Source organism: Paraherbaspirillum soli (assembly GCF_042654985.1).
Taxonomy (GTDB): Bacteria; Pseudomonadota; Gammaproteobacteria; order Burkholderiales; family Burkholderiaceae_D; genus Paraherbaspirillum; species Paraherbaspirillum soli.
In genome coordinates, this window is sequence record NZ_JBHSMT010000029.1 from 259,372 (window position 1) to 281,598 (window position 22,227).

At 57.9% G+C, this 22,227-nt stretch carries 26 protein-coding genes; 7 read left to right on the top strand and 19 right to left on the bottom strand.

Annotated features, from left to right (window positions below; all coding sequences use genetic code 11):
• Together ACFPM8_RS18780 and ltrA are read right to left on the bottom strand one after the other, a co-directional pair.
• Positions 1 to 735: DUF6531 domain-containing protein (locus ACFPM8_RS18780; RefSeq protein ID WP_378999805.1), on the bottom strand; the 735-nt coding region annotated here is incomplete at its 3' end.
• Between the two features lie 1,166 nt (positions 736 to 1,901).
• A complete protein-coding gene (gene ltrA, locus ACFPM8_RS18785) occupies positions 1,902 to 3,143 on the bottom strand; it encodes a group II intron reverse transcriptase/maturase (RefSeq protein WP_378999807.1) in 1,242 nt (413 codons plus the stop codon).
• 833 nt (positions 3,144 to 3,976) lie between these two features.
• On the opposite strand from ltrA, the gene ACFPM8_RS18790 reads away from it, so the two are divergent.
• Positions 3,977 to 4,237: a hypothetical protein gene (locus ACFPM8_RS18790; protein ID WP_378999809.1), complete on the top strand. Its 261-nt coding sequence runs from the start codon at positions 3,977 to 3,979 to the stop codon at positions 4,235 to 4,237.
• A gap of 513 nt (positions 4,238 to 4,750) precedes the next feature.
• Here ACFPM8_RS18790 and flgJ read toward each other — a convergent pair.
• From flgJ to ACFPM8_RS18840, 10 genes are all read right to left on the bottom strand, one after another.
• Positions 4,751 to 5,686, bottom strand: coding sequence for a flagellar assembly peptidoglycan hydrolase FlgJ (gene flgJ / locus ACFPM8_RS18795; RefSeq protein ID WP_378999811.1), 936 nt, complete (start codon positions 5,684 to 5,686; stop codon positions 4,751 to 4,753).
• Between the two features lie 9 nt (positions 5,687 to 5,695).
• On the bottom strand, positions 5,696 to 6,805 hold the full coding sequence (locus tag ACFPM8_RS18800) for a flagellar basal body P-ring protein FlgI (protein WP_379000250.1): 1,110 nt from the start codon (positions 6,803 to 6,805) through the stop codon (positions 5,696 to 5,698).
• A gap of 26 nt (positions 6,806 to 6,831) precedes the next feature.
• Positions 6,832 to 7,518, bottom strand: a complete 687-nt coding sequence (locus ACFPM8_RS18805; RefSeq protein ID WP_378999813.1) for a flagellar basal body L-ring protein FlgH — start codon at positions 7,516 to 7,518, stop codon at positions 6,832 to 6,834.
• Positions 7,518 to 8,300: a flagellar basal-body rod protein FlgG gene (gene flgG, locus ACFPM8_RS18810; RefSeq protein WP_378999815.1), complete on the bottom strand. Its 783-nt coding sequence runs from the start codon at positions 8,298 to 8,300 to the stop codon at positions 7,518 to 7,520. The genes ACFPM8_RS18805 and flgG overlap by 1 nt, the downstream gene beginning before the upstream one ends.
• Positions 8,301 to 8,359: 59 nt before the next feature.
• On the bottom strand, positions 8,360 to 9,106 hold the full coding sequence (locus ACFPM8_RS18815; RefSeq protein WP_378999817.1) for a flagellar basal body rod protein FlgF: 747 nt from the start codon (positions 9,104 to 9,106) through the stop codon (positions 8,360 to 8,362).
• A 64-nt stretch (positions 9,107 to 9,170) separates the two neighbouring features.
• On the bottom strand, positions 9,171 to 10,373 hold the full coding sequence (gene flgE, locus ACFPM8_RS18820) for a flagellar hook protein FlgE (protein WP_378999819.1): 1,203 nt from the start codon (positions 10,371 to 10,373) through the stop codon (positions 9,171 to 9,173).
• Positions 10,374 to 10,549: 176 nt separating this feature from the next.
• Positions 10,550 to 11,215, bottom strand: a complete 666-nt coding sequence (locus ACFPM8_RS18825) for a flagellar hook assembly protein FlgD (protein ID WP_378999821.1) — start codon at positions 11,213 to 11,215, stop codon at positions 10,550 to 10,552.
• Positions 11,216 to 11,275: 60 nt separating this feature from the next.
• Positions 11,276 to 11,692: a flagellar basal body rod protein FlgC gene (gene flgC / locus ACFPM8_RS18830; protein WP_378999823.1), complete on the bottom strand. Its 417-nt coding sequence runs from the start codon at positions 11,690 to 11,692 to the stop codon at positions 11,276 to 11,278.
• Positions 11,693 to 11,720: 28 nt separating this feature from the next.
• A complete protein-coding gene (flgB, locus tag ACFPM8_RS18835; protein ID WP_378999824.1) occupies positions 11,721 to 12,128 on the bottom strand; it encodes a flagellar basal body rod protein FlgB in 408 nt (135 codons plus the stop codon).
• 179 nt (positions 12,129 to 12,307) lie between these two features.
• On the bottom strand, positions 12,308 to 12,586 hold the full coding sequence (locus ACFPM8_RS18840; protein ID WP_378999827.1) for a hypothetical protein: 279 nt from the start codon (positions 12,584 to 12,586) through the stop codon (positions 12,308 to 12,310).
• Positions 12,587 to 12,821: 235 nt separating this feature from the next.
• Here ACFPM8_RS18840 and flgA point away from each other — a divergent pair, with 235 nt between their 5' ends.
• The 3 genes from flgA (at position 12,822) to ACFPM8_RS18855 (ending at position 14,469) form a co-directional block, all read left to right on the top strand.
• Entirely contained in the window at positions 12,822 to 13,586 is a 765-nt protein-coding gene (flgA, locus tag ACFPM8_RS18845; RefSeq protein WP_378999829.1) for a flagellar basal body P-ring formation chaperone FlgA, read from the top strand.
• A gap of 113 nt (positions 13,587 to 13,699) precedes the next feature.
• Complete coding sequence (gene flgM, locus ACFPM8_RS18850; protein WP_378999830.1) at positions 13,700 to 14,014, top strand: flagellar biosynthesis anti-sigma factor FlgM; 315 nt, start codon at positions 13,700 to 13,702, stop codon at positions 14,012 to 14,014.
• A complete protein-coding gene (locus ACFPM8_RS18855; RefSeq protein WP_378999832.1) occupies positions 14,011 to 14,469 on the top strand; it encodes a flagella synthesis protein FlgN in 459 nt (152 codons plus the stop codon). Before flgM ends, ACFPM8_RS18855 begins: the two co-directional genes overlap by 4 nt.
• Before the next feature lie 135 nt (positions 14,470 to 14,604).
• On the opposite strand, the gene ACFPM8_RS18860 is transcribed toward ACFPM8_RS18855, so the two are convergent.
• Entirely contained in the window at positions 14,605 to 14,781 is a 177-nt protein-coding gene (locus ACFPM8_RS18860; RefSeq protein WP_378999834.1) for a hypothetical protein, read from the bottom strand.
• 206 nt (positions 14,782 to 14,987) lie between these two features.
• On the opposite strand from ACFPM8_RS18860, the gene ACFPM8_RS18865 reads away from it, so the two are divergent.
• On the top strand, positions 14,988 to 15,944 hold the full coding sequence (locus ACFPM8_RS18865) for a cation diffusion facilitator family transporter (RefSeq protein WP_378999836.1): 957 nt from the start codon (positions 14,988 to 14,990) through the stop codon (positions 15,942 to 15,944).
• Positions 15,945 to 16,016: 72 nt separating this feature from the next.
• Here ACFPM8_RS18865 and ACFPM8_RS18870 read toward each other — a convergent pair whose 3' ends face one another.
• The 5 genes from ACFPM8_RS18870 to ACFPM8_RS18890 form a co-directional block, all read right to left on the bottom strand.
• Positions 16,017 to 16,469, bottom strand: a complete 453-nt coding sequence (locus ACFPM8_RS18870; RefSeq protein WP_378999838.1) for a hypothetical protein — start codon at positions 16,467 to 16,469, stop codon at positions 16,017 to 16,019.
• Positions 16,470 to 16,561: 92 nt separating this feature from the next.
• Positions 16,562 to 17,008, bottom strand: coding sequence for a hypothetical protein (locus ACFPM8_RS18875; protein WP_378999840.1), 447 nt, complete (start codon positions 17,006 to 17,008; stop codon positions 16,562 to 16,564).
• The gene (locus ACFPM8_RS18880) at positions 17,008 to 17,715 is read right to left on the bottom strand and encodes a M35 family metalloendopeptidase (protein WP_378999843.1); all 708 of its coding nucleotides are present in this window, start codon (positions 17,713 to 17,715) and stop codon (positions 17,008 to 17,010) included. Before ACFPM8_RS18880 ends, ACFPM8_RS18875 begins: the two co-directional genes overlap by 1 nt.
• A gap of 2 nt (positions 17,716 to 17,717) precedes the next feature.
• Positions 17,718 to 18,266, bottom strand: a complete 549-nt coding sequence (locus ACFPM8_RS18885; protein ID WP_378999844.1) for a PAAR domain-containing protein — start codon at positions 18,264 to 18,266, stop codon at positions 17,718 to 17,720.
• Positions 18,267 to 18,575: 309 nt separating this feature from the next.
• Positions 18,576 to 19,118 carry a hypothetical protein gene (locus tag ACFPM8_RS18890; protein ID WP_378999846.1) on the bottom strand — a complete coding sequence of 181 codons (543 nt, stop codon included), beginning with the start codon at positions 19,116 to 19,118 and terminating at the stop codon, positions 18,576 to 18,578.
• Between the two features lie 237 nt (positions 19,119 to 19,355).
• Here ACFPM8_RS18890 and bfr point away from each other — a divergent pair, with 237 nt between their 5' ends.
• Positions 19,356 to 19,832, top strand: coding sequence for a bacterioferritin (gene bfr, locus ACFPM8_RS18895; protein ID WP_379000251.1), 477 nt, complete (start codon positions 19,356 to 19,358; stop codon positions 19,830 to 19,832).
• A 5-nt stretch (positions 19,833 to 19,837) separates the two neighbouring features.
• Here the strand turns inward: bfr and ACFPM8_RS18900 are convergent, their stop codons facing one another.
• On the bottom strand, positions 19,838 to 20,668 hold the full coding sequence (locus ACFPM8_RS18900; protein ID WP_378999848.1) for an FTR1 family iron permease: 831 nt from the start codon (positions 20,666 to 20,668) through the stop codon (positions 19,838 to 19,840).
• A gap of 570 nt (positions 20,669 to 21,238) precedes the next feature.
• Between ACFPM8_RS18900 and ACFPM8_RS18905 the strand changes: the two genes are divergently transcribed.
• Entirely contained in the window at positions 21,239 to 21,499 is a 261-nt protein-coding gene (locus ACFPM8_RS18905; RefSeq protein WP_378999849.1) for a hypothetical protein, read from the top strand.
• Positions 21,500 to 22,227 lie beyond the last annotated feature (728 nt).

Here is a 22,227-nt window from a genome sequence, read left to right on the forward strand (position 1 = left end):
TGGCTCGTTGTAGAGGTAGGTGCGGGTGGCGCCGCCCGGATATGTGACCGTGACAAGTTGACCCTGTGCGTCGTAGCCATATTGGTAGAGGCTACCGCTCGGATCGGTCAGCGTGACGATTCGGTTTTTAGCGTCATAGGCGAAGCCCAGACGATGACCGAAGTTATCCGTCACCGTCGCCAAACGTCCCTGGCTGTCGTAAGCCAAGGTTTGCGTCAGGCCGGAACGGGCAACAATTTTCAGCAGCTTGCCATTGGCATCGTAGGTCTCGACTTCGTCGCCTTGCGGTGAAACATACTGGTAGCCGCTGGTTTTACCGTCGCTGCCGGTGAGCGTGGACAATTTGCCGGTAATGTCGGCGGTGGCTGTGAATGTGCCGCTGCTGCCATCGAAATAAAGGATCTTGCCGTCGGGGCGATAGAGCAGCACATAGTTGGAGCCGTTGCTCAAATACAGCCCAATCGAACGGTCATAAGTGCCGCTCCAGTTGGCGCCGAGCGCGCCGTTCTGGATTTGCAAACCGGCGTTGTAGGTGCGCTGGAATCTCAATGTAGACGAGCCAGCGCCGACGTAATCCGCTTCGATCCGGTACATATTGCCGGTGGCGGGATTGATCGGGTCGCCAATCTTAGGACAATGGTCGCCGTTGGTCTTCGGGTCGATCGTCCAGTTTCCCCAACAGGCATTGGGGGCTATCCAGCCATCCCAATTAAATCCACTTGGACATGTGGCCATCTGATTCACTACAGTTACGAAGGTGATTTCGCCTGTGGCCCTCACTTTAAAACCGCACCACGTACGTGGATACATGTATTCCGTCTGACCCGTGGCTGTCTTGCGAGAGTCATATCCACTCAATGCTGACGTCTGGACGAAATCAGCCCAAGGAGGTCCAGCACCATAAGTACTAGCAAATTCCGCGGACGAACATGCCTCTTCCGCAGAGGAATACGTATTATTTGTGAGGCCAGTTGCCTTCCAATAAATTTTTGCCGGCGGCACAGCAATTGTCCCCGCCTGCGCCGCCATCGCATTGACGGCCAAAACCGCGCCGATAAAAAACCGGCACAAAAAGCGGCCGAGTGTAGGCCTGAGACTGCGATAGATACCCATTATTGTTGTGCTCCTGTTATTTGCTGTAAGCGATTCAACGCGTCGATCACGCGGCTGGTCTGGCGCCAAGGCACCGCTCGGATCTTTGACTTGTTCACTGAACCGGTTGCCCATGTTGTCGGGCGTGTAGGCGATGCTGTTACCCAGGCGGGCAACGACAGTTGGTTGTGTGATGGGCAGGACCGCAAGCGTGATGTTGCATATTCGTTCTTGCTTATCCGGAAAATTCTTCCATTAGCCCGAATATCGACCGCCACGTAGGGGCGAAACTATATTTCGAATAAGAAATATTTGCAATAAGGGAAATACTTATATTGTGTCGCTGGGCAGCGTCGGAGCTTTTGGCGTTGGTTTCGGCTTTCCGAGCGTCGGTGTTGATTCTTTGAGTATCGATGTCGACTCTCCGAGCATCGGTGTCGACTCTCCGAGCATCGGCGTCGACTCTCCGAGCATCGGTGTCGACTCTCCAAGCATCGCTGTCGATTCTCCGAGCATCGCTGTCGACTCTCAGAGCATCGCTGTCGACTCTCAGAGCGTCGCTGTCGACTCTCAGAGCGTCGCTGTCGATTCTCCGAGCATCGGTGTTGACTCTCAAAGCATCGGTGTCGACTCTCCGAGCATCGGTGTTGACTCTCAAAGCATCGGTGTCGACTCTCTGAAAGTCGATGTCGGTTCTCAGAGAATCCTTGCAATGAGGATGCCGGGCGATCGAGTCGCCCAAGGGCACCTCCCCCTCAGGCTCTCACAGAACCGGACGTGAACCTCTCGATTCATCCGGCTCTTGTCGCTCAGCCTCGACTCGGCAGCCACGTCGGGAACAGTCCCGGCTGACGGGCACGCAGCCCATTCAACCATTGCCATCCCTGCACGTACTTATCCCGTAGTCGTTTGTATTTCCGCATCGCCCACCGCACCAGATATTGATCGACGGTTCCCAGTGCATTAATGAGCAAGGCCCGGTTGAAGTGTCCGTAGTACTGCACCCATCCTGTCAGAATCGGGCGTATTTGTTTGACTACGTCCTCCAGACTCAGTGTCGTCTTGAGATGCAGCCGCCAACTTCGAATCATCTGCCGCATGGTTTTACACGCTTTCGGACTGACGGCCGGTGTGAAGCGGGCAAATACGGTTCCCCGTTGACTGTTCCGCACCCAGCGGGGCCGGAACTCGTAGCCGAGGAACACGAATTTGGTAACCGGATACCGGCCCCGTCGCGCTTCGTCCTTGCAGTACACGATCTTGGTCTTGTCCGGATGCAGTTCCAACTTGCACTCGGCCAGCCGTTTCTGCACCGCCCGCAGCAGCATATCGGCTTGCGCCTTGCTGAAACAGTGACAGATGACATCATCGGCATAACGCTCGAACGGCAGGTCTGGGAAACGCTTATCCATCCACCGGTCAAACGCATAATGCAGAAACAGGTTGGCCAGCAACTGGCTGATGACGCCGCCTTGCGGCGTGCCTTTGCCCGCGTTGACCACCAGCGTGCCATCCGGCATCTGCACCGGGGCTGTCAGCCATCTTTCGATGTACAACAACACCCAGCGGCAGTCGGTGTGCTTGCGTACCGCTTTCATCAATAGCGCATGGTCGAGGTTGTCGAAGAACCCTTTGATGTCCAAGTCCACCACCCAATCCATATACCGGCATCGCTGCCGGGCACTGCCGACGGCTTGATGCGCCGAGCGGTGGGGGCGATAGCCGTAGGAGTCGCGATGAAATACCGCTTCCAGCTGTGGCTCCAACATGTTCTTGACCACCGTTTGCGCAATCCGATCGACGACCGTCGGGATGCCCAACGGCCGCAGCTTGCCATCGCTCTTCGGGATCTCCACCCGACGCACCGGACACGGCAGGTAACTGCCCGACGACAGCCGATTCCACAGCCGGTACAGGTTCTTCTTCAGATCCCGTTCGAACTGTGCGATCGTCTCGCCGTCCACGCCTGCCGCGCCGCGATTGACTTTGACTTGCTTGTACGCTTGCCAGACTTCCTGTTTAGAAATAACAAATGGCTTTGCCTGTTCCATGCGAATCATCCTTTTATAAGTTGTCCGCCTGAAGCAGGCCGAACGACAGTGCCCCTTTGGTCCAGCGCCATTACAGCGCCTTCATTCCTACTACGAGCACTTCTGCCCCTGTGCGCCGCGTCGGTACTCTGTTCCTCGTGGGGGCTGCCCACTTGGAAGTCTCCCTTGGCATCGGCACGACAGGTTCTCAAGTTCCTTATCGAAGCCTGAATCGAATTCACGCCATCTCTACGCCGGCCGCCGCTCAAGCAGTAATCAGGTTGCCCTTGAGCTTGTCCCGTGCCTACCCGCAGTACACGGTTTCGACGACATCTCTATACCATTACGACGCTTCATCAATGGTTCACTTGCGTTCGTCTCTTCGATTCTTACCTGATGCAGTTATCTGCACCTTTTAGCCTCAACGCTCACCACCAGGGCTCTTTACCCTCGCAGCTTGAGGTGGTTTGTGACCTGCGCCTGCACGCCGATCACGAGGGGCCAACCCTCATCTTCGATAAAGCATCGCAGCGGCCGGTACTTTGGCTTTTGCGTTCTTGACACACACGGGCCTGGATGCGGCCGGCTTGTTGCCGTATTGTCAAAGAAGGTCTATAGTCGCTCCCGTCCCTGAACAAAGAAGGGACCAGGTTTGACGACCTGCCTCCCAGCATGCATAGACCGCGTCATGTGGCCTATGCGTTCACCTATCTCCGTCCTCTCCGGGCGGCGATAACGGGGAGCCTTCGGGCTGCCGGTGAGGTGGCTTAGTGCTGGGGCCGGTTCGTCAACCTTGTTATTTGCCGCCCTCCCGTTTTGGCAGCGCGGCTCGACTAACCTCACAAGGAGCCCGCATGACCTACGCAAAAAAACCCGACAACACTCTAATTTTTCCTCCCAACGATTACCTCGATGAAGCAATCGAATCCGCACGTCTGGCCATGATCTGCCTGGATGAAATGCGCACCTTCTTGTGCGCGATGCGCGATCTGTCCAAAAACAACGAGGTGGTCTACGACCTCGGCAAAACCGCCATCGAGATGGCCGGCGATCGCCGCAATATGTTCGATGTGATGCGCGAGGAATGGGAGCTCAAAAAGACGAGCGAGAAGTAGGGCGGATGAGCGCAGCGTTATCCGCCGCCGGATGTGCCACAGGCATTTGACGCATCCAACACGGCGGAAGACGCTGCGCTTTTCCGCCCTACGCTGCCGTACACGGGCCACGGAGCGCCGAGGGGTTGCTTTTGACGTTGCCGTTGAATTCCGCATTGGGACGCTGCCAAATGGGGCAACTGGCAGCCGGGAATTGTGGGAAGACATGTTTGAGCCGAAGGCGAGTTTGTCTTCACACCCGGCTGACAGTTGGCTCATTTGGGGACCTGACCAGCGGGAGGGCAGTGGCTTGCGGTCGCCTTTTGTTTGCTTACTTTATTTTGGCGAAGCAAAATAAAGTAAGTCGCCGTCAGGGCGAAAAGCTGAGATCGCCAAGACAACAACATCTAAAAACAACCCTCAGCACTCCGTAGTCCGTTAAAAAGGGTCGGAGTAATTTTCGTCAAACAACCGACGAAAAAAAACTCTGACCCCATTTAACTACGTCATCGCTGACTCCAGCGAATCAGTACATCACGCCATCTGCTTCATGATCCGCACCAGCTTGCCCCCATACTGCGGATCGGTCGCATAACCGGCACGCTGCAAACCATACGCAGCCTCCGCCGGATCGCGTGCCACCAATACCTGCGCGTAACGCGGATTACTGGCGAGGAATCTCGCGTAGTCGGAAAACGCTTCGTCATACGAACCATAGGCGCGGAACAACGCCCGGGTCTGATGCGGCACGCCATCCACGTATTCAGTGGTGACGGCTTCCACCACCGGACCTTTCCAGCCCTTGCCGGCCTTGATCCCGAACAGGTTGTGACTGGCGCTGCCATCCTCGCCCTTGATCTCGCGCCGGCCCCAGCCTGACTCCAGCGCGGCTTGCGCCAGGATCAGTTGCGACGGCACGCCGCTGGCTTGACTGGCAGCTTGCGCCGAAGCGCCCATGCGGGCCACGAACTGGTCGACCTGCGCTTGCGGCGCGCCGCCATTGGCGTGCCCCGCATGATCGGATGCGGCATCGTAAAACGACAGGTTGGCCAAAGCGCCGGGCACCGGTTGCATCGGATTGGAATTTGGCATCGGCGCTGGCACCAGCGATTTATTGAGCGGCGCCGAGTCCTGCGGCTGCGACGGATCGACCGCGCGGCTGAGCTGGGCCTGCATCGCCTCGGCCAGGCCGAGACCACGGCCGGACAGGTGCTGCGACAACTGCTGATCCAGCATCGAGGTGTACAGCTTTTCTTGCTGAGTATCGAACATGCCGTCGGACGGGCTGGCTTCGCGCATGCTCTTCAACACCATGTTCATGAACATCGCTTCGAACTGGCGCGAGACCTGCTTCAAGCCTTCTTGCGGCGAGTTCTTGGTGGTGCGGCGCAGCGCGTCGACGCCTTGCACGTCGAGCGCAAAACGCTGATCGAGATCGCCGCTGCGGTTGGTGGGACCGGTGACACTCATGCGCCGCCTTTAAATGATTTCCAGCTCGGCGCGCAGCGCGCCGGCGGCTTTCATCGCCTGCAAGATCGACAGCAGATCCTGCGGATTGGCGCCCAGCGTGTTCAAGCCCTTGACCACGTCGGCCAGCGAAGCGCCGCTCTTGACTACTTGCAATGCACCGCCGGCTTGATTGACCTGGATTTGCGAGGTCTGGGTCACCACCGTGCTGCCGCCCGACAGCGGGCCCGGTTGGCTGATCACCGGCTGGGTGTTGATCACCACCGACAGGTTGCCGTGGGCGACCGCGCAATCCTGGATCCGCACCGCCTGGTTCATCACGACCGAGCCGGTGCGGGCGTTGATCACGACCCGCGCTGCGGCTTGTGCCGGCGTGACGTCGATGCTTTCCATCCGCGCCAGGAAGCCGACCCGCGCTTCCGGCTGCGCCGGTGCGGTGACCTGGATCACGCGTGCATCGAGCGCGACGGCAGTGCCGGAGCCGAATGTGCGGTTGATCGCGTCCACCGCCTTTTGCGCGGTGCCGAAATCGGAGCTGTTCAGTTCCAGGGTCAGGATGCCGCCCTCGCCCAGCGGCGATTGCACGGCGCGCTCGACAATGGCGCCGGCTGGAATCCGGCCGGAACTGAGTTGGTTGATCTGTACTTTGCTGCCGTTGGCCGAAGCACCGGCGCCGCCGACCACCATATTGCCTTGCGCTACCGCATACACCATGCCGTCGGCGCCTTTGAGCGGCGTCATCAGCAAGGTGCCGCCGCGCAGGCTTTTGGCATTGCCCATCGACGACACGGTGACGTCGATGTTTTGACCGGGCCGGGCAAACGAAGGCAAGGTGGCGGTGACCATCACCGCCGCCACATTCTTCAGCTGCATATTGGTGCCGGGCGCCATCGAGATCCCGAGTTGCGACAGCATATTGTTCAGGGTCTGGGTGGTGAACGGGGTCTGCATGGTTTGGTCGCCGCTGCCGTCCAAGCCGACCATCAAGCCGTAGCCGATCAGCGGGTTGTCGCGCACGCCCTGGATGCTGATCAGTTCCTTGAGCCGCTCCGCGTGGGCGGCCGGCGCCAGCAGCGCGCCCAGCAACAGGCTGCAGAGCAAGGCACGGCTGGAGTGATGCATAAATCGGTGGAGTGTGGATGACATGATCAGAACGGCAGAACGTTGAGGAAGAAGCGCTGCAGCCAGCCCATGGTCTGCGCTTCGTCGATATAACCCTTGGCGCTGTATTCGATCCGGGCGTCCGCCACCTGGGTCGATGAGACGGTGTTGGTGCCGCTGACGGTGCGCGGATTGACGACGCCGGAGAAGCGGATGAACTCGGTGCCCTGGTTGATCATCATTTGTTTTTCGCCGCTGACGACCAGGTTGCCGTTGGCCAGCACTTCGGTCACGGTGACGGTCAGCACGCCGCTAAACGTGTTGGCGGCATTGGCGCCGCCCTTGGCGGTCAGGGCGTTGGCGCCCTTGGCGCTGGCGTCGAGGTTGTTGAACAGGCCGCCGAAAATTTTTGGAATCACGCCCAGCGCGCTGCTGGTGCTGTCGGTGCGACTGGCGTTGGCGGCCGAGTTCTTGCTGGCGTTGACGTTTTCGCTGACGACGATGGTCAGGATGTCGCCGACGCTGCGCGGCCGCCGGTCTTCGAACAAGGCCTGGCTGGTGATGAAGCCGGATTGATAAATGGCGCCGTTGACCGGCGCCACCGGCCGCGGTTCGGCGCGGGCGGTCATCGGTTGCTGCACCAGCGGCTCGCGCGGCAATTGCGCGCAGCCGGCCAGCAGCAATGCCGCCAGCGATAACGATTTAGTCCAGCGCTGCACCGAGGCCCCCATCATTACAGTTGAGTCAGGCGTTGCAGCATCTGATCCGAGGTGGTGACGGCCTTGCTGTTGATCTCGTACGAGCGCTGGGTCTGGATCATGTTGACCAGTTCTTCCACCACGTTGACGTTGGACGATTCGACATAGCCCTGGCTCAACGTGCCGGCACCGTTCTGGCCTGGCGTGGTCTGGTTGGCGGTGCCGGAGGCATTGGTTTCGCTGTACAGGTTTTCGCCGTTGCTTTGCAGGCCGGTGGCGTTGAGGAAGGTCGCCAACTGAATTTGGCCGACTTGCACGCTGGCGCTGCTGCCGGCTTGCGTCACCGAGACCGTGCCGTCCTTGGCGATGGTCAGGCTGGTGGCGTTTTGCGGGATGGTGATGGCCGGTTGCACCGGATAGCCGCTGGCGGTCACCAGTTGGCCGGTGGCGTCGGATTGAAACGAGCCGTCGCGGGTGTAGGCGGTGGTGCCGTCCGGCATTTGCACCTGGAAGAAACCTTCGCCGCTGATCGCGACATCCTTGGTGTTATCGGTTTTGGTCGGATTGCCTTGGGTATGAATCCGCTCGGTAGCGACCATCCGCACGCCGGTGCCGATTTGCAGGCCGGACGGCAGCGTGGTCTGGTCCGAGGTCTGACCGCCGACCTGACGCAGGTTTTGATACATCAGGTCTTCGAACACGGCGCGGCTGCGCTTGAAACCGGTGGTGCCGACGTTGGCCAGATTATTGGAGATCACGTCGAGTTGCTGCTGTTGCGCATCGAGTCCGCTTTTGGCGATCGAGAGGGAACGAATCATATTTAAAGCTCCTGCAAGCCCAAGCCGGTTACGCCGGCTTGGGCTTGTTGATGGTTGGTTTAATTAGTCAGGCTCAGCAAAGAGTTAGCGCGCTGCGCGTCTTCGTCGGCAGTCTTGACCGCTTTCATCTGCATTTCAAAGCTGCGGCCGTTGGCGATCATCTCGACCATGGCCGAGATCGGATTGACGTTGCTGCCCTCCACTGCGCCGGTTTGCAAGGTGACGGCCGGATCGGCGTCCGGCGCGGTGGCCCCGGCCTTCATGCGGAACAGGCCGTCGTCGCCGCGCTGCAGATCGGCGACGGCCGGATTGACCAGTTTCAGGCGTCCGACCTGCGCCACATTGGTGACCGGATCGCCGGAACCGATCGCACTCACCAAGCCGTCGGTGGAAATCATCACCGAAGCGCCCGGCGGCACGGCCATCGGGCCGCTATCGCCGACCACCGGCAAGCGGTCCATCGTCATCAATTGGCCGTCGGCCCCGACTTGCAGACTGCCGACCCTGGTATACGCTTCGTTGCCGTCCGCGGTTTGCACCGTCAGCCAGCCGTCACCGCGTACCGCGACGTCCATCGGACGCCCGGTTTCGGTAATCGGACCGGTGTGCAGATCGGCGCCGGGAGTGCTTGCCACGACAAATGCACGGGTCGCCGCTTCGTCGCCGACCACCGGCACCGCGCGGAAGTTATTGAGCTGCGCCCGAAAGCCGGGTGTGGAGACGTTGGCCATGTTGTTGGCGACCGAAGCCTGTTGTTCCATGGCTTGCTTGGCGCCGCTCATGGCGACATAAATCATGCGATCCATACGGACTCCCGAGTTGGCGCGAATTTGCCGGCGCGATCAGCCAGGCCGAGCAGTGACAGCATCATCAGAGTCCGTTCACCAGCGTTTGCATGACTTGATCCTGGGCCTTGACGGTTTGCGCATTGGCTTGATAAGTACGCTGGGCCACGATCAGGTTGACCAGTTCGGCGGTCAGGTCGACGTTGGAAGTTTCCAGCGCGCCCGAGGTCAATGCGCCGGATTTGGTGCCGACGCCCGGGGTGCCGGTCAGCGGCTGGCCGGAGGCTGCGGTTTCGGCCCAGGCGTTGCCGCCTTTCGATTGCAGGCCGTCCGGATTGGTGAACGAGGACAGCACGATTTGACCCAGGGTCTTGGTCTGTTCGTTGGAGTACTTGCCGGTGACGGTGCCGTCCTGGTTGATCGCATAGGCGGTCAGGGCGCCGGAGGTATAGCCGTCCTGGGTCAATTTGGTGACCGCATTGTCATTGCCGAACTGGGTGGTGCCGGTCAGGTTGACGGTGAAGTTCATCGGCGCCGCGCCGTTCGCCAGCGGGATCGGAGCCGGCGCCAGCGTGCCGCCGACCGGTGCGGTCAGGACGCCTGCGGTATTAAAGGTCAGCGCGCCGATGTTGGTGCTGGCGCCGCCGTCCAGGGTTTGATACACGCTCCAGGCATTGGCGCCGGTCTTGACGAAGAAGTTGGTGATTTCATGCGGATTGCCGAGCGAGTCGAAGCCGGTCACCGAATTCTGATAGTTGTAGCTGGTCGAATCGGCGGCGTTGAAAGGCGCCGTGATCGGCACCGTGCTGCGCGAATCGATATTGTATTGGGCGTTGATCTTGGTGGTCGCGTTCGGGTTCATCGAGGTGGTCGGCAGCTGGATCGCGGCCGGGGTGCCGCCGGCGATGGTGCCGTTGGCGGTGACTTGATAACCGGTCAGGCGCAAACCTTGCGCATTGACGATATAGCCGTTCTTGTCCATGTTGAACTGGCCGTTGCGCGAATACGAAACTTCACCGCCGGCGCTGTCCAGACGGAAAAAACCGTCGCCATTGGTAATCGCCACGTCCAGTGCGCGGGTGCTGGTCTGCACTGCGCCCTGGGTGAAATTTTGCGAAACGCCGGCCACCTGGGTGCCGAGGCCGACCCGCGAACCGGCATACACGTCGGCGAACAACACGCTACCCGCCTTGAAACCGATGGTGCCCGAGTTGGCAATGTTATTGCCGATCACATCGAGATTACTGGAACTGGCATTCAGACCGCTTACGCCTTGCGCAAAACCCATGGTGCTCCCCTTTTGAAATCAATTCGAATCAAATTTGATAGATCTAACTTGTGCAATGTAGGGCGGATGAGCGTAGCGTTATCCGCCGTTTTAGATGTATCAGCCACATGTGGCGCATCCATCGGCGGATAACGCTGCGCTCATCCGCCCTACTTCCTACGCAAATCCTGTCGTGCTTACATAAATAGTTTGACGTCGCCTAAAGCCGCGGTGCCGCCGTTCGCCAGATTCAGCGTAACGCCGGTGCTGCCCTGGGCCACGCTGGCGACTTGCGCATAGGTCAGCGTGTTGGCGGCGACGGCTTTGCCGCCAGCCGCAGCCACCACGCTGACTTTGTAAGAACCGCTGGCCAGCTGCGCGCCGGAATCGCTCTTGCCGTCCCACGCCAGGGTCTGCGTGCCTTGCCCCTGCGCGCCCATGTCGATGGTGCGCACGGTATTGCCGGCGGCATCGGTGACGGTCACTTTGACGGTATCGGCGGGGCCTTGCAGGTTGACGCCGAGCGTGGCGCCGGCAGCGCTGTTGAGCGCCAGCTGGCTGCCCGGCACCAGCACCGTGCGGCCTATCATCGACGCCGCCTGCAAGGTCTGGCTGGAGCTGCTTTGGTTCATCAGCGCCTGCAAGGTGGCGTTGGTTTTTTCGATCCCGCTGACGGTGCTCATCTGCGCCAGCTGCGAAGTCAGCTGCGCATTGTCGAGCGGGTTCATCGGGTCCTGGTTGTTCAACTGGGTCACCAGCAGCTTGAGGAATTGCTGCTGCATGTCGGTGCTGGAGGACGAAGCCGACGCCAGCGCCGCTGCGGGGTTGCTGCTATCGGTGGCGGAGGTTGCACTGATTGCCATACTTTGAATTCTCCTGAATGTGGCGTCGACTGCGGATGAGGAATCTGAAAATTAAATCTGTTATTGGCCGACCGTGAGCGTCTTCAGCATCATGGTCTTGGCGGTATTCATCACCTCGACGTTGGCCTGGTAAGAGCGCGAAGCCGAAATCATGTTGACCATCTCTTCGACCACGTTGACGTTCGGCATGGTGACGTAGCCGCCGCTATTGGCCATCGGATTTTTGGGGTCGTACACCATCCGCATCGGCGATTGATCTTCGACCACGCCGGACACCTGGACCGGTCCCACGCCTTGCTGGTCTTGGGCGGCCATCGCAAACATCACCTGCTTGGCGCGGTAGGGCTGACCGTCCGGTCCGCTGACGCTGTCGGCATTGGCCAGATTGCTGGCGGTGACGTTCATGCGCTGCGATTGCGCGCTCATGGCGGAACCGGCAACGTCGAAAATATTCATGGAAACATTGGAAGATGGCATGCGCTAACCTTTGATAGATCAAATTCGGCTACGGCTGAACCGCCGCCAACATCGATTTAATTTGTGCGCTGATCACGGTCAGGCTGGATTCGTAGTGGACCGCGTTATCGGCAAAATTGACGCGCTCGACATCCATCTCCACCGTATTGCCGTCGATGCTGGATTGGGTCGGCGTCCGATACAGCAAGTCGGGAGCACCGCCCGCCGTCGCTTCGCCGGCGATGTGGCGCGAGGAGGTGGTGTTCATCGACATCGACTGCGACTGGCGGCCGTGCTCTACGGCCTGCGCCAAAGTGCTGCTGAAATCGAAATCGCGCGCCTTGTAATTGGGCGTATCCGCGTGCGCGATATTGGACGACAAAATTTCTTGCCGCCGCGCCCGCAGATTGAGCGCTTCCTGTTGGAAGCGCAGTGCTGCATCGAGCTTGTCAACCATGTTGTACCACCGCGTAAAGTGACCGGATCCATCACAAGCGGCTCAAGATTTCTGGTCTCGAACAGCTTGCAGATTTTTTGATTGAAACGATTATAGGTAGCCGCCGAAAGCGGCAATCGCACGAACAGGCGGGGGATTTAGTTGCACTTCGACCATTGCTGGACCGCAAAATGCACCAATTACTTCGCGTTGCGCCCCGGTGTCGGCAAGAACTGCTCGAAGTCCTCGAACTTCAGGTTGTAACCGCTCAACAAGCCCTTGATGGTCGAACCGCATGGGTCGACGATCTTGCCGGCCTCGAGCTTGCTCAGCATCGGCACCGACAGGCCGCAGCGATGATGGATCGCCGTCAGCGACAAGCGCTTGCCGTTTTCACTCTTCTGCTGCAATCGTACTGCCTTCAAAAAGTCTGCCAGCGTCTGCGGCTCCTCTTCCTTGCGTTCGCTCAAATTTGTCATTTACTGTCCCCCAAATATGTTTGTCTGCGCCATTGCCGACAGACTTCTAACCGATGTGATTATAGGCAGCGCCCGCAACCGCAATCGGCGGAACAAGCTGCAAATCGCAATTCAATTCCGCTATTGCCCGGCGTCTTCTATTGCTTAAAATTAAAAAATCTCCACGCGTGCGAGCAAGACCTGCGTCGATACCTTGGCCCTGCCCTCTCTATTTAAAGATTGCGAATCCGATCCCATGCATGCAAGCGCAAACCGACGCTCCTTATCCGCAACGACGCTGCCAGGCGCACTCGCCAAGATCGCGATAACGATCGCCGCACTGACGACCACCGCCAGCCATGCGGCATCGCCCCGGCCGGCACCGCTGGGCGGCAGCGCGCAACCGGTGATCGAACAGTTCCTGCTGCATCAAAGCGCGGGCTTGCCGGGCAAGGTCAGCATCAGCATCGACACGCCGATCTCGGGTCCGCTGCCGGCCTGCGACGCGCCGGAAGTTTTCTTGCCGAACGGCGCGCGCCTGTGGGGTCGGGTCTCGGTCGGGGTACGCTGCAACGGCACGCAGACCGGAGCGGAAAAATCGCCGGCCTGGAGCCGCTACGTGCCGGCCTATGTGGCGGTGGTCGGCAGCTACTATGTGGCGACCCGCCCTATCGCTGCCGGCGAAACCCTGGGCGCGGCCGATTTCACCGTGCGCGACGGCGACCTGACCACGCTGCCGCGCAGCATCATCACTAATCCGGCCCAGGCCAATGGCATGATCGCCGTCAACCGCATCGCATCCGGCGCACCGTTGCGACTTGAGCAACTGCACGGCGCCACGGTGGTGCAGCGCGGTCAAAACGTCAAACTGGTGACGCAAGGTGCGGGCTTCGTCGCCAGCACCGAGGGACAAGCCGTCAACAACGCGATCGCCGGCGCCGCAGTACAGGTGAAGACCCAGGGCGGCCAGGTGGTCAGCGGCACCGCGCGCCCGGACGGCAGTGTCGAATTGTCAAATTAATCATTTAGAGACTGTGTTCCAATGTGAGCTTTTTCGGCGATTGTTTCAATCGCGGCCCTAAAGTTTGCGCGCCGACTGCCGTTATATTGGACAGATCCCACTGAGGAAACATCTTGAAAATCGATCAAACCGCCAATCCGCTCAATAGCGTGCCCAGTCCGGCCAAAGCGCAGCCCGCCAAGGATGTCGCGCCGCCCGCCGCCGCCAGCGTCAGCACACCGCTGCCGGCCAACCTGAGTTCACTGACCGCCCAAGTGCGTCAATTGCAAACCCAGTTGGCGCAGCCCGGCAGCGGCGATTTCGATACTGCCAAAGTGACTGAAATCCGCCAGGCCATCAGCGACGGCCGCTACCAGGTCAATCCCGAAAAAATCGCCGACGGCTTGCTCGACACCGTGCGCGACCTGCTGGGCAAGCGTCCATCATGAGCGCCGTGCTGCTGGAACATCTGACCGAGGAACGCGTCGCGATGGAGGCGTTCCTGGAGTTGCTGGATCAGGAAGCGGAAGCACTGATCCAGGGCCATTTCAACTTATTGCCGCAGCTGACCGAACGCAAGGCGCAACTGGCGGACCGGATTGCCGTGCTGGACCAGGAGCGCGAACGTCAACAACAGGCCAGCGGCTACCCGGCCAATCGCCAGGGCGCCGATGCGGTCGCCGCCGCCAGCGGGCCCGGCTTGCAGCAGGTCTGGCACGAATTGCTGGAGCGCGCCGCCCAAGCGCGGGAAAGCAATCATCGCAATGGCGTGCTGATCCATACGCACCTGGATTTCGTTCGCCAATCGATCAACTTCATGCGCGCCAGCGGTCAGAATCTGTATGGCCCGGATGGCAAGCACAAGGTTGGCATGGGCAGCGGCAATAGCATTGCGGCGGGTTGAGGGTACGACGGATTCCGCATCTATTGCGGGAGCGGGAATTTGCAACTGCTGTAGTTAAACGAGGCCAGAGTTGGTCGGTAACTTTATCGCCGACCGAACTCCGGCCTTTTTTATTGGGCGGTGGAACAATGACGCTTAGTGGCCTCTTCCGGAGCCCGGCTTCCTGCCGCCGCCGGCCAGTTTATTGTCAGTCGGCCACGCGCGCCGCACTGCTTCGCGCAGCGGCGACACGCTCATTTTGTAACCTTCTTCAGTATGTCCTGCTTGCCGTTTCTGTTTGCCCGTATAGGCTGACTTGCTACTTCTTGGCATGATGACCTCCTGATTAAACGGTTGAATGGAAGAATGATTCAATCCAAAAATGTGCATCCTGACGATGGCGGACCTGGCTGATCAATGAGACGACAATGAAGAAAATTGTCGAGCGGAAGCTTTCCGTTTCGTCCAGCACACTACCGAAATCCGCGTAAGAATATTCTATACTTCTGATCGATCCGCGACACTCCCATGGAGTCGAAATGGCGGTCCATCCTGACCACTCCTCGCGCACCATCATTTACGTCGCGCTCGCCGGCAACTTGCTGGTCGCCATGACCAAGTTCGCCGCGGCCGCCTGGACCGGCAGTTCCGCCATGCTCAGCGAAGGTGTGCATTCGCTGGTCGACAGCGGCAACGAGTTACTGCTGCTATATGGCATGCATCGCGCAGCGGCCCGCCCCGATCGCGAACATCCGCTGGGACATGGCCGGGAAATTTATTTCTGGAGTTTCGTCGTCGCGCTGCTGATTTTCACGCTCGGGGCCGGGGTCTCGATCTACCAGGGAGTCACGCATATATTGCAGGCGCAGCCGATTCAAAACGTTGCCGCCAGCTACATCGTGCTCGGGCTATCGGCGCTGTTCGAAGGCGCGTCATGGTGGTTCACACTGCGCAAGTTCAAAAGCAAAAAACATCATGCCGACGTCGTCAGGGCCATCCTGCGCAGCAAGGACCCGCCCGCGTTCATCGTGCTGCTGGAGGATAGCGCGGCGCTGGTCGGGCTGTTGATCGCCTTCGTCGGCATTTATTTTTCGCTCGCCTTGAAGCTTCCGGTGCTGGACGGAGTGGCCTCGATCCTGATCGGCCTGGTGCTGGCGCTGACCGCATGGATATTGGCGCGAGAAACCAAGGGTCTGCTAATCGGCGAACGCGCGCATCAGAGCACGCACGATTCGATTTTAAAAATCGCGCAAGCAATCGACGGCGTCGAGCACGCGAATGAAGTCATCACGGTGCATCTGGCGCCGCAGCAGATCCTGGCGGCGCTCAGCGTCGAATTTGCGGATGCGCTCCGCGCGCCCGAGATCGAGGCCCGGGTGATCGAGCTGGAGCAGCGCGTCCGAGCCGCCCATCCGGAAGTCACTGTGTTATTCGTCAAGCCGCAGACCTCGCGCCGGTTCAGGGAAGCCGGGCGGGATGATGGCGGCGCGGGGTGAGTGGCATATTGCTTTTGATTACCTGAGCGCGGGTTTTGCAGCGTATGGCGGCAACTAAAGTAGTCAGCCACGCTATTTGTTCGACTCCGGCGGCTTCCATCCCGGGATGGGTTGAGGCCCGCAATCATGGGTCTTGGTGCAGGGTGGTTGGACTGAGATGACCGCAGTGCTGATTTCTTCTTGAGTTAAACGAGATGGCTTGTGTCGGAGGTTTAAGTCCTCAATGTCAGTGTCAGTGACTTGAATTCCCAATGTACTCATCAAAGACACTATCGCATCCCGGCGACGCTCGGCAAGTTTCAAAGTTATTTGAAATCGATCATCTTTTTTAACGAATACAGCGTAATCAATGCCTCCGAATTGCACGGTTTTTATTTTCCAATCGACCAGGGAACGTACTTCTTCAGCAGATATTTGACTTGAATTTTTAGCGAAATGAATGTCGTGTTCTAACCCGCCGAAAGACATGGCTCCAACATTGGGCAACTGAACTACGAGTGCTACTAAACAGATAAAGCGCTTCATGATTTTCCTCGTTCGGCAAAAACAACTTACCCAGCACCGCATTAATGTCGCCCTGCCCCCCATAGTCCTAATTCACATAAAACCATGTCTTCCTATTCCCGTATCGTGTCAACGTTTTTTGCTGGCTGGGGTCCGCACGAAAGAGTTTTTGTACATGGCGGCTGAAATATTATCGTCACTGTATTTGTTTGTTTTTTTGATAGACCTGATTCTCTACGCTTCGACTGTTGGTCCACAACTACGACTTTAGTGATTTGGATCCCAAGCGTGTTCATTAATGACACTATCGCATCGCGACGACGCTCAACGAGATTTGAACTTATCCCAAGTTGATCGTCCTTATATAAAAATATTTCATAATCAATGCCGCCCATTTCGACAGACCTTATTTTCCAATCAACAATGGAGCGTATATCGTCGCTCCCGATTTGGCTCGAATTGTCGTCGAACTGGATATCTTGCTCCAACCCGCCAAAAGACATTGCGGAAGCTGACGATATCAATATGGACATAGCAATAAAGCAGATGATTCGTTTCATTATTTACCTCGCCGAGCAAAAACAACGTAGCCGGCAATGTTGTCTGCATTGCCAATGCAGAGCTTGTTACCTTCAAACGCCCGATCTTGAGATATTTTTGTTGAGTACCATGAGTCGACTGAATTCATGGTGTCATTGAAGTGAGAAATTTCATGTACAAGTGTAAGAAGTTTCGAATCGCCATTGAATGGTTCTCCCGTATCAAAATTCTTTCTGTCATCAGGCATCTCACAGAAATTTAAACCAATTGCAATTTTGTGTGTTGCCACGTCAGGCTTACAAACAGCCGCGGTCGTATTGTGGTCGCCTTTGCTGCCATCACAATTCAGATAAGACAACGCTACTTTTGACCATCGCACGAAATTGGATGGGGTGAGACTGGACAACACGCGATTTATTTGGGGGAGTCCTTCCAGTAACGTCGAACGCACCTCTTCACTGTCTGAGCCAAACCACTGCACCACTTCCTTCCTGTCATTCGCACCCCAACGACTTAGTCCGTCAATCCGCATGACTGTTCGTACAACAGCTTCATCCCGCAACCGCATAACCGTTTCAGCGAACTCTTCATTCGTCATATTCGGACATACCGTCTCAGGATAAACAGTAATAACTTTTACAGAGGTATCCGTTGTTGGCGTAGTGCTTACTGTCGCCACGTGCCTATATTTACGGCCGTCCGGGCCGGTGTGTATTGGTTCCGGCATAGTTATCCCGCGAGATAAACGTCAACATTTTCGGAAGAAGCAACGGACGAGAGCAGGTGTGTATGTCCTGCGCCATCCGTCTCTCCGTATTCGACAGCGCCAGAACTGCGCTCGACAGCGTAGGCGGCGTTGGGGATAGGCTGATGATCCGGACCTCTCAGAACGAATCGGTCATTGAATAATTTGTCGGCAGTGGCTGCACTTACGCTGTCTCGCTGCCGGTCACGGGAGCTATGCGCACCCAGGGACTCGATCTGGTCGTCATGCTTTGGGTGCCAACTCAGGCCGCTGTTCGACAGCATCACGGGATGGACATGGCATCTGCACAGCAGGATGTCTCCTTCCAGTGCGATTTCCCTATGGTTCCCCTTACAGCGGCTGGGGCCGCCAGCCTTCGCAATGAGTCCGATGCTGTTACAAGCAGTACAAAAAACCGTGCCGCCGATGATTGCATGGTCGATTCCGCCCACACCGCCAACATAAGGAATGCCATGTGGCTGAGCCGCCCCGCCTGTACTTGGCGGATCGCCCACAAGAAGTAATTTGCGCATCACTGTTTATCGCCCCTTTCATGATTGCTTATTCATCAATCAAATGGGCAACTATAAGTGCGAGGACTGGACGGGAGCAAGAAATAAATTGTTATTTTGACACCGCATTTCTTGGCAATTGCCAACGAGTGCGACGGGTTACGTAGAAGGATTGGTCTGGTGCATGGTCCGGTGCCGCCAAAGCCCTTGAGCCAGCACAAGAAATTGGCGGCTTGGGCTTTCCAGCCCAAGCTACGCGGCTCGGTTGCCGACCAGGCTAGCGCGTGCACGCGTCGGCATTCGGCGCTGCGTGCAACGACTTAAGAATAGCTATGTGACGTTAAGTTGCGCCAGGCATTTGTCCCTGTTGAACAATAGTTTCTCCGACGTTTCACCGCGCAGGGCCTGCTGCGCTTTGTCGACATATTGTTTCAGGGTCACGGCATCAGGCTCGCTGAATGGCGTGCGGCAGATTTTTTCTACGGGAAAATCGCTGCCTAGCAGTTTCAGTACGCCGGCCGGATTTTTGGGTAGAGCGTAAGCCAGCGCCACATTAAGCGCTTGCGTATCGCCGGCGTCGGTCGCATCGCGCAAATGATAAATGACCGTCAGCCACTCCTGATTGCCGGTCGCGGCCTGCTCCACCACCCAATCCCAACCGTGCCGCGTTCCGCTCTGATGCAGCCGCGCCAACACTTTGGCCGCCCCAACTGTCCTGATCTCGCTAATCATCCTGATAGCCTCGCGCGAAGGCGGGCGCTCGCGCGCCAAGGCCAGCGACGCTACGCCTATCAGTAAAAATGCCGCCAGCGCAGCGGCGGTGATTGCGCTACGGCGCGGTCGGCCTGTGCGTTGACTGTATTCCCAAGGCATTGAATGAAGCTCCAGATAAATGATCCAAAAAATTGCCTTGGAGCATAACAGAGCGTTGCCTAGGCTGCAAAGCCCAACGATTGCCGGCGAATATGGAAATTGTCGGCCTGCGAAGTCTTGAGCTTAGGGCTGTCGTTGGCGTGTTAATCGCAAGCCGACATTGACATTCAAATGAAAAATATTAGCCTGTAAGGCGTGCTTGGCATTCTCATTGTTTTAATCATGGAGATCGATGTCATGAAGGGCGACAAGAAAAATATCCAGGTTCTCAACGGCCAGCTCAAGATTGAACTGAGCGCGATTAACCAGTATTTCTTGCACGCGCGCATGTACCGGCACTGGGGCTTGACCGCGCTTGGCGAGCACGAGTACGACGAATCGATCGAAGAGATGAAGCATGCCGACAAACTGATCGAGCGGATCCTGTTGCTCAACGGCCTGCCGAATCTGCAGGACCTCGGCAAACTGTTGATCGGCGAGACCACCGAGGAGATGCTTGGCTGCGACTTGAAGCTTGAACAGTCGTCACAGACCAGTTGCAAGGAAGCCATCCAGCACTTTGAATCGGTGGGTGATTACGTGTCGCGCCAGATTGTGGTCGAGATTCTGGAGGATACCGAACAACACATCGACTGGATCCAGACCCAGCTCGAACTTATCGCCAAGGTCGGCCTGCAAAATTATCTGCAAGCGGCGATGGAGACAGGCTCCTAGCCCACTTAATTCTGATGGATGCGCGGCTGTGCTGCCGGCTTCCCGAATTGCCGAACCATCAATACGATCAGGCACAGCGTGGCAAGATAGCCCGCAATCTGGATCCCTGCCGGTCTGGCGGTGTAACCAATCAGCGCATGCAGCATTTTGCCGACAATACTGGTGTCCGCCAGCAGCCATGAGGTGTCCCAAATGGTGTCGCCCCAAGCCGGCAGCAAATCGGCCGCGAGCAGATAACCGATGCCTTGGCTGGTCATCCCCGCCGCCAAAAGAATGATCAATCCATTCGTGATCGAAAACAGGTGGCGCGTCGATATTTGCAACAAGCCGTAATACATGGCCGCACCCAGACCGACGCCGCCTATCCCTCCAAGCAAGCCGCCCAGCATCATTGGTCCGGCCTGCCCCGGGTCGCCGGCTGCGATCCCATACAGAAACAATACCAGCTCGGACCCCTCGCGCAGGACTGCGACGCCGACCACGATAGCGAGTCCGCTCAAGGACTTGGAACCGGCCGTGACCGCCTTGCCGACCGCTCCCAGATGCTGGGCCATTTCGCGGCCGTGCCGCCCCATCCAGATGCTGTGCCATGCCAGCATGACGACGGCGGTGAACATGATCGCGGCGTTAAACACCTCTTGCCCCATGCCTGATGCCCATGCGCCGATCACGCTGGCAAAAGCTGCAACCAGGCAAGCGCCCAGAATCCCGCCGAACAAGCCGCCGCCAACCCAGAAGCCGCGCCCTGCAACGGTTTTTGTCGCGGCCATCACTATCGACACCACCAGCGCGGCTTCGAGAATTTCACGGAAAACAATCAGTGCAGTCGATAGCATCGCCACTCCAGCTGAATTACTTCGCCGTATCACTTGGCCGTCGGCCGGCTCGTGGAAGTGGTCTCACAGACCATAAATGATAATAGGATGCGTTTATATTCAGCGCAAGAAAGCGAAGGAGCATGAGCCGCTTGCCGTGGCGACTTGCCGAAATACGACGCCGGCTCTGTGAGCATAGCTTGCCCGTCTGAGCGCGGCGCGTTAATTGCCATAACGCTAAAGAAGGTCTATAGTCGCGCCACGTCCCTGAGAAAGAGGGGAACAGGCTTGGAATCCTGGAATGCACGAAGCGCACGGACCGCGCAACGCGGTTTTTTTTCGTGCGTGCTACTGATCGCCCTCAATGGGCGGCAGTAGCGGTGAAGCCTTCGGGCTTGCCGGTTTTCTTTGTGCACCGGTATTCCAACGCTGCTATTTGCCGCCCTCCCCGCTTGGAATCGGGCAGCGGCTTCACCGCACATTGGAGATCACCATGACTAGCAATACCAAGCCTGAACCATCCTTTACCGCCACCCCTGAAGCAATCCATCAAGCGTTTTCCTGGCTGGTCGCTGCGCCACAGGAGTCCGTATGACCCACGCAAAAAAACCCGACAACACCCTGAATTTCCCTCTCAACGATTACCTCGATGAAGCAATCGAATCCGCACGTCTGGCCATGATCTGCCTGGATGAAATGTGCACCTTCTTGTGCGCGATGCGCGATCTGTCCAAAAACAACGAGGTGGTCTACGACCTCGGCAAAACCGCCATCGAGATGGCCGGCGACCGCCGCAATATGTTCGATGTGATGCGCGAGGAATGGGAGCTGCTGCAAGCGCGCAAATCGTAGGGCGGATGAGCGCAGCGTTATCCGCCGTTGGATGTGCCACAGGTGTTTAACGCATCCAAAACGGCGGAAGGCGCTGCGCTTTTCCGCCCTACGCCGCTGAGTGGGCTACGGAGTCTGGACGGTTGCATTCGTTTAACGTTCCTCGTTCGTCGCTAACTAAAACGGTCGCTACTCCGTGGATGCTCGCCGGGGGTGGCCCGGCAGCCAGTCCCTTTTCTTGCTTCGCCAAGAAAAGGAACCAAAAGAAGGCGACCGCAAGCCACTGCCCTCCCTTCGGTCAGGTCCCCAAATGAGCCAACTACCATTCCGGAGGAAAGACCAACTCGCTTCGCTCAAACATGTCTTCCCTCTTTTTCCGAATGGCAGTCGTCTCATTTGGCAGCGTCCCAATGCGGAATTCAAGATCAACGGCAACCGCAACGGCAACGTCAAAAGCCGCGTCAAACCCAACGTCAAATCCCACAGCCTCTGTAGTTAATCGGGGAAGGCGTCGTAGATTGTGGTTGAGCCGAAGGCGAAGCCCAACATTTTCACCACTGTCAGGTCAAACGTTGGGCTTTGCAGCCCAACCTACCGCCGCTTAACGGCCCACGGAGCGCCGAGGGGTTGGGGTTGTTGTTGACGTTGAATTCCGCATTGAGACGCTGCCAAATGGGACGACTGTTAGCCGGGAATTGTGGGAAGACATGTTTGAGCCGAAGGCGAGTTTGTCTTCACACCCGGCTAAT

Excerpts from the sequence above, each read along its gene's own strand:
- ACFPM8_RS18805 (WP_378999813.1), bottom strand. The coding sequence starts at position 7,518 with ATGATGGGGGCCTCGGTGCAGCGCTGGACTAAATCGTTATCGCTGGCG.
- ACFPM8_RS18840 (WP_378999827.1), bottom strand. The coding sequence starts at position 12,586 with ATGACAAATTTGAGCGAACGCAAGGAAGAGGAGCCGCAGACGCTGGCA.
- ACFPM8_RS18790 (WP_378999809.1), top strand. The coding sequence starts at position 3,977 with ATGACCTACGCAAAAAAACCCGACAACACTCTAATTTTTCCTCCCAAC.
- ACFPM8_RS18865 (WP_378999836.1), top strand. The coding sequence starts at position 14,988 with ATGGCGGTCCATCCTGACCACTCCTCGCGCACCATCATTTACGTCGCG.
- ACFPM8_RS18825 (WP_378999821.1), bottom strand. The coding sequence starts at position 11,215 with ATGGCAATCAGTGCAACCTCCGCCACCGATAGCAGCAACCCCGCAGCG.
- ACFPM8_RS18870 (WP_378999838.1), bottom strand. The coding sequence starts at position 16,469 with ATGAAGCGCTTTATCTGTTTAGTAGCACTCGTAGTTCAGTTGCCCAAT.
- flgE (WP_378999819.1), bottom strand. The coding sequence starts at position 10,373 with ATGGGTTTTGCGCAAGGCGTAAGCGGTCTGAATGCCAGTTCCAGTAAT.
- flgC (WP_378999823.1), bottom strand. The coding sequence starts at position 11,692 with ATGCCATCTTCCAATGTTTCCATGAATATTTTCGACGTTGCCGGTTCC.
- ACFPM8_RS18875 (WP_378999840.1), bottom strand. The coding sequence starts at position 17,008 with ATGAAACGAATCATCTGCTTTATTGCTATGTCCATATTGATATCGTCA.
- ACFPM8_RS18860 (WP_378999834.1), bottom strand. The coding sequence starts at position 14,781 with ATGCCAAGAAGTAGCAAGTCAGCCTATACGGGCAAACAGAAACGGCAA.
- flgG (WP_378999815.1), bottom strand. The coding sequence starts at position 8,300 with ATGATTCGTTCCCTCTCGATCGCCAAAAGCGGACTCGATGCGCAACAG.
- flgA (WP_378999829.1), top strand. The coding sequence starts at position 12,822 with ATGCATGCAAGCGCAAACCGACGCTCCTTATCCGCAACGACGCTGCCA.
- ACFPM8_RS18890 (WP_378999846.1), bottom strand. The coding sequence starts at position 19,118 with ATGCCTTGGGAATACAGTCAACGCACAGGCCGACCGCGCCGTAGCGCA.
- flgJ (WP_378999811.1), bottom strand. The coding sequence starts at position 5,686 with ATGAGTGTCACCGGTCCCACCAACCGCAGCGGCGATCTCGATCAGCGT.
- ltrA (WP_378999807.1), bottom strand. The coding sequence starts at position 3,143 with ATGGAACAGGCAAAGCCATTTGTTATTTCTAAACAGGAAGTCTGGCAA.
- ACFPM8_RS18815 (WP_378999817.1), bottom strand. The coding sequence starts at position 9,106 with ATGGATCGCATGATTTATGTCGCCATGAGCGGCGCCAAGCAAGCCATG.
- ACFPM8_RS18800 (WP_379000250.1), bottom strand. The coding sequence starts at position 6,805 with ATGCATCACTCCAGCCGTGCCTTGCTCTGCAGCCTGTTGCTGGGCGCG.
- flgB (WP_378999824.1), bottom strand. The coding sequence starts at position 12,128 with ATGGTTGACAAGCTCGATGCAGCACTGCGCTTCCAACAGGAAGCGCTC.
- ACFPM8_RS18880 (WP_378999843.1), bottom strand. The coding sequence starts at position 17,715 with ATGCCGGAACCAATACACACCGGCCCGGACGGCCGTAAATATAGGCAC.
- ACFPM8_RS18900 (WP_378999848.1), bottom strand. The coding sequence starts at position 20,668 with ATGCTATCGACTGCACTGATTGTTTTCCGTGAAATTCTCGAAGCCGCG.
- ACFPM8_RS18885 (WP_378999844.1), bottom strand. The coding sequence starts at position 18,266 with ATGCGCAAATTACTTCTTGTGGGCGATCCGCCAAGTACAGGCGGGGCG.
- ACFPM8_RS18905 (WP_378999849.1), top strand. The coding sequence starts at position 21,239 with ATGACCCACGCAAAAAAACCCGACAACACCCTGAATTTCCCTCTCAAC.
- ACFPM8_RS18855 (WP_378999832.1), top strand. The coding sequence starts at position 14,011 with ATGAGCGCCGTGCTGCTGGAACATCTGACCGAGGAACGCGTCGCGATG.
- bfr (WP_379000251.1), top strand. The coding sequence starts at position 19,356 with ATGAAGGGCGACAAGAAAAATATCCAGGTTCTCAACGGCCAGCTCAAG.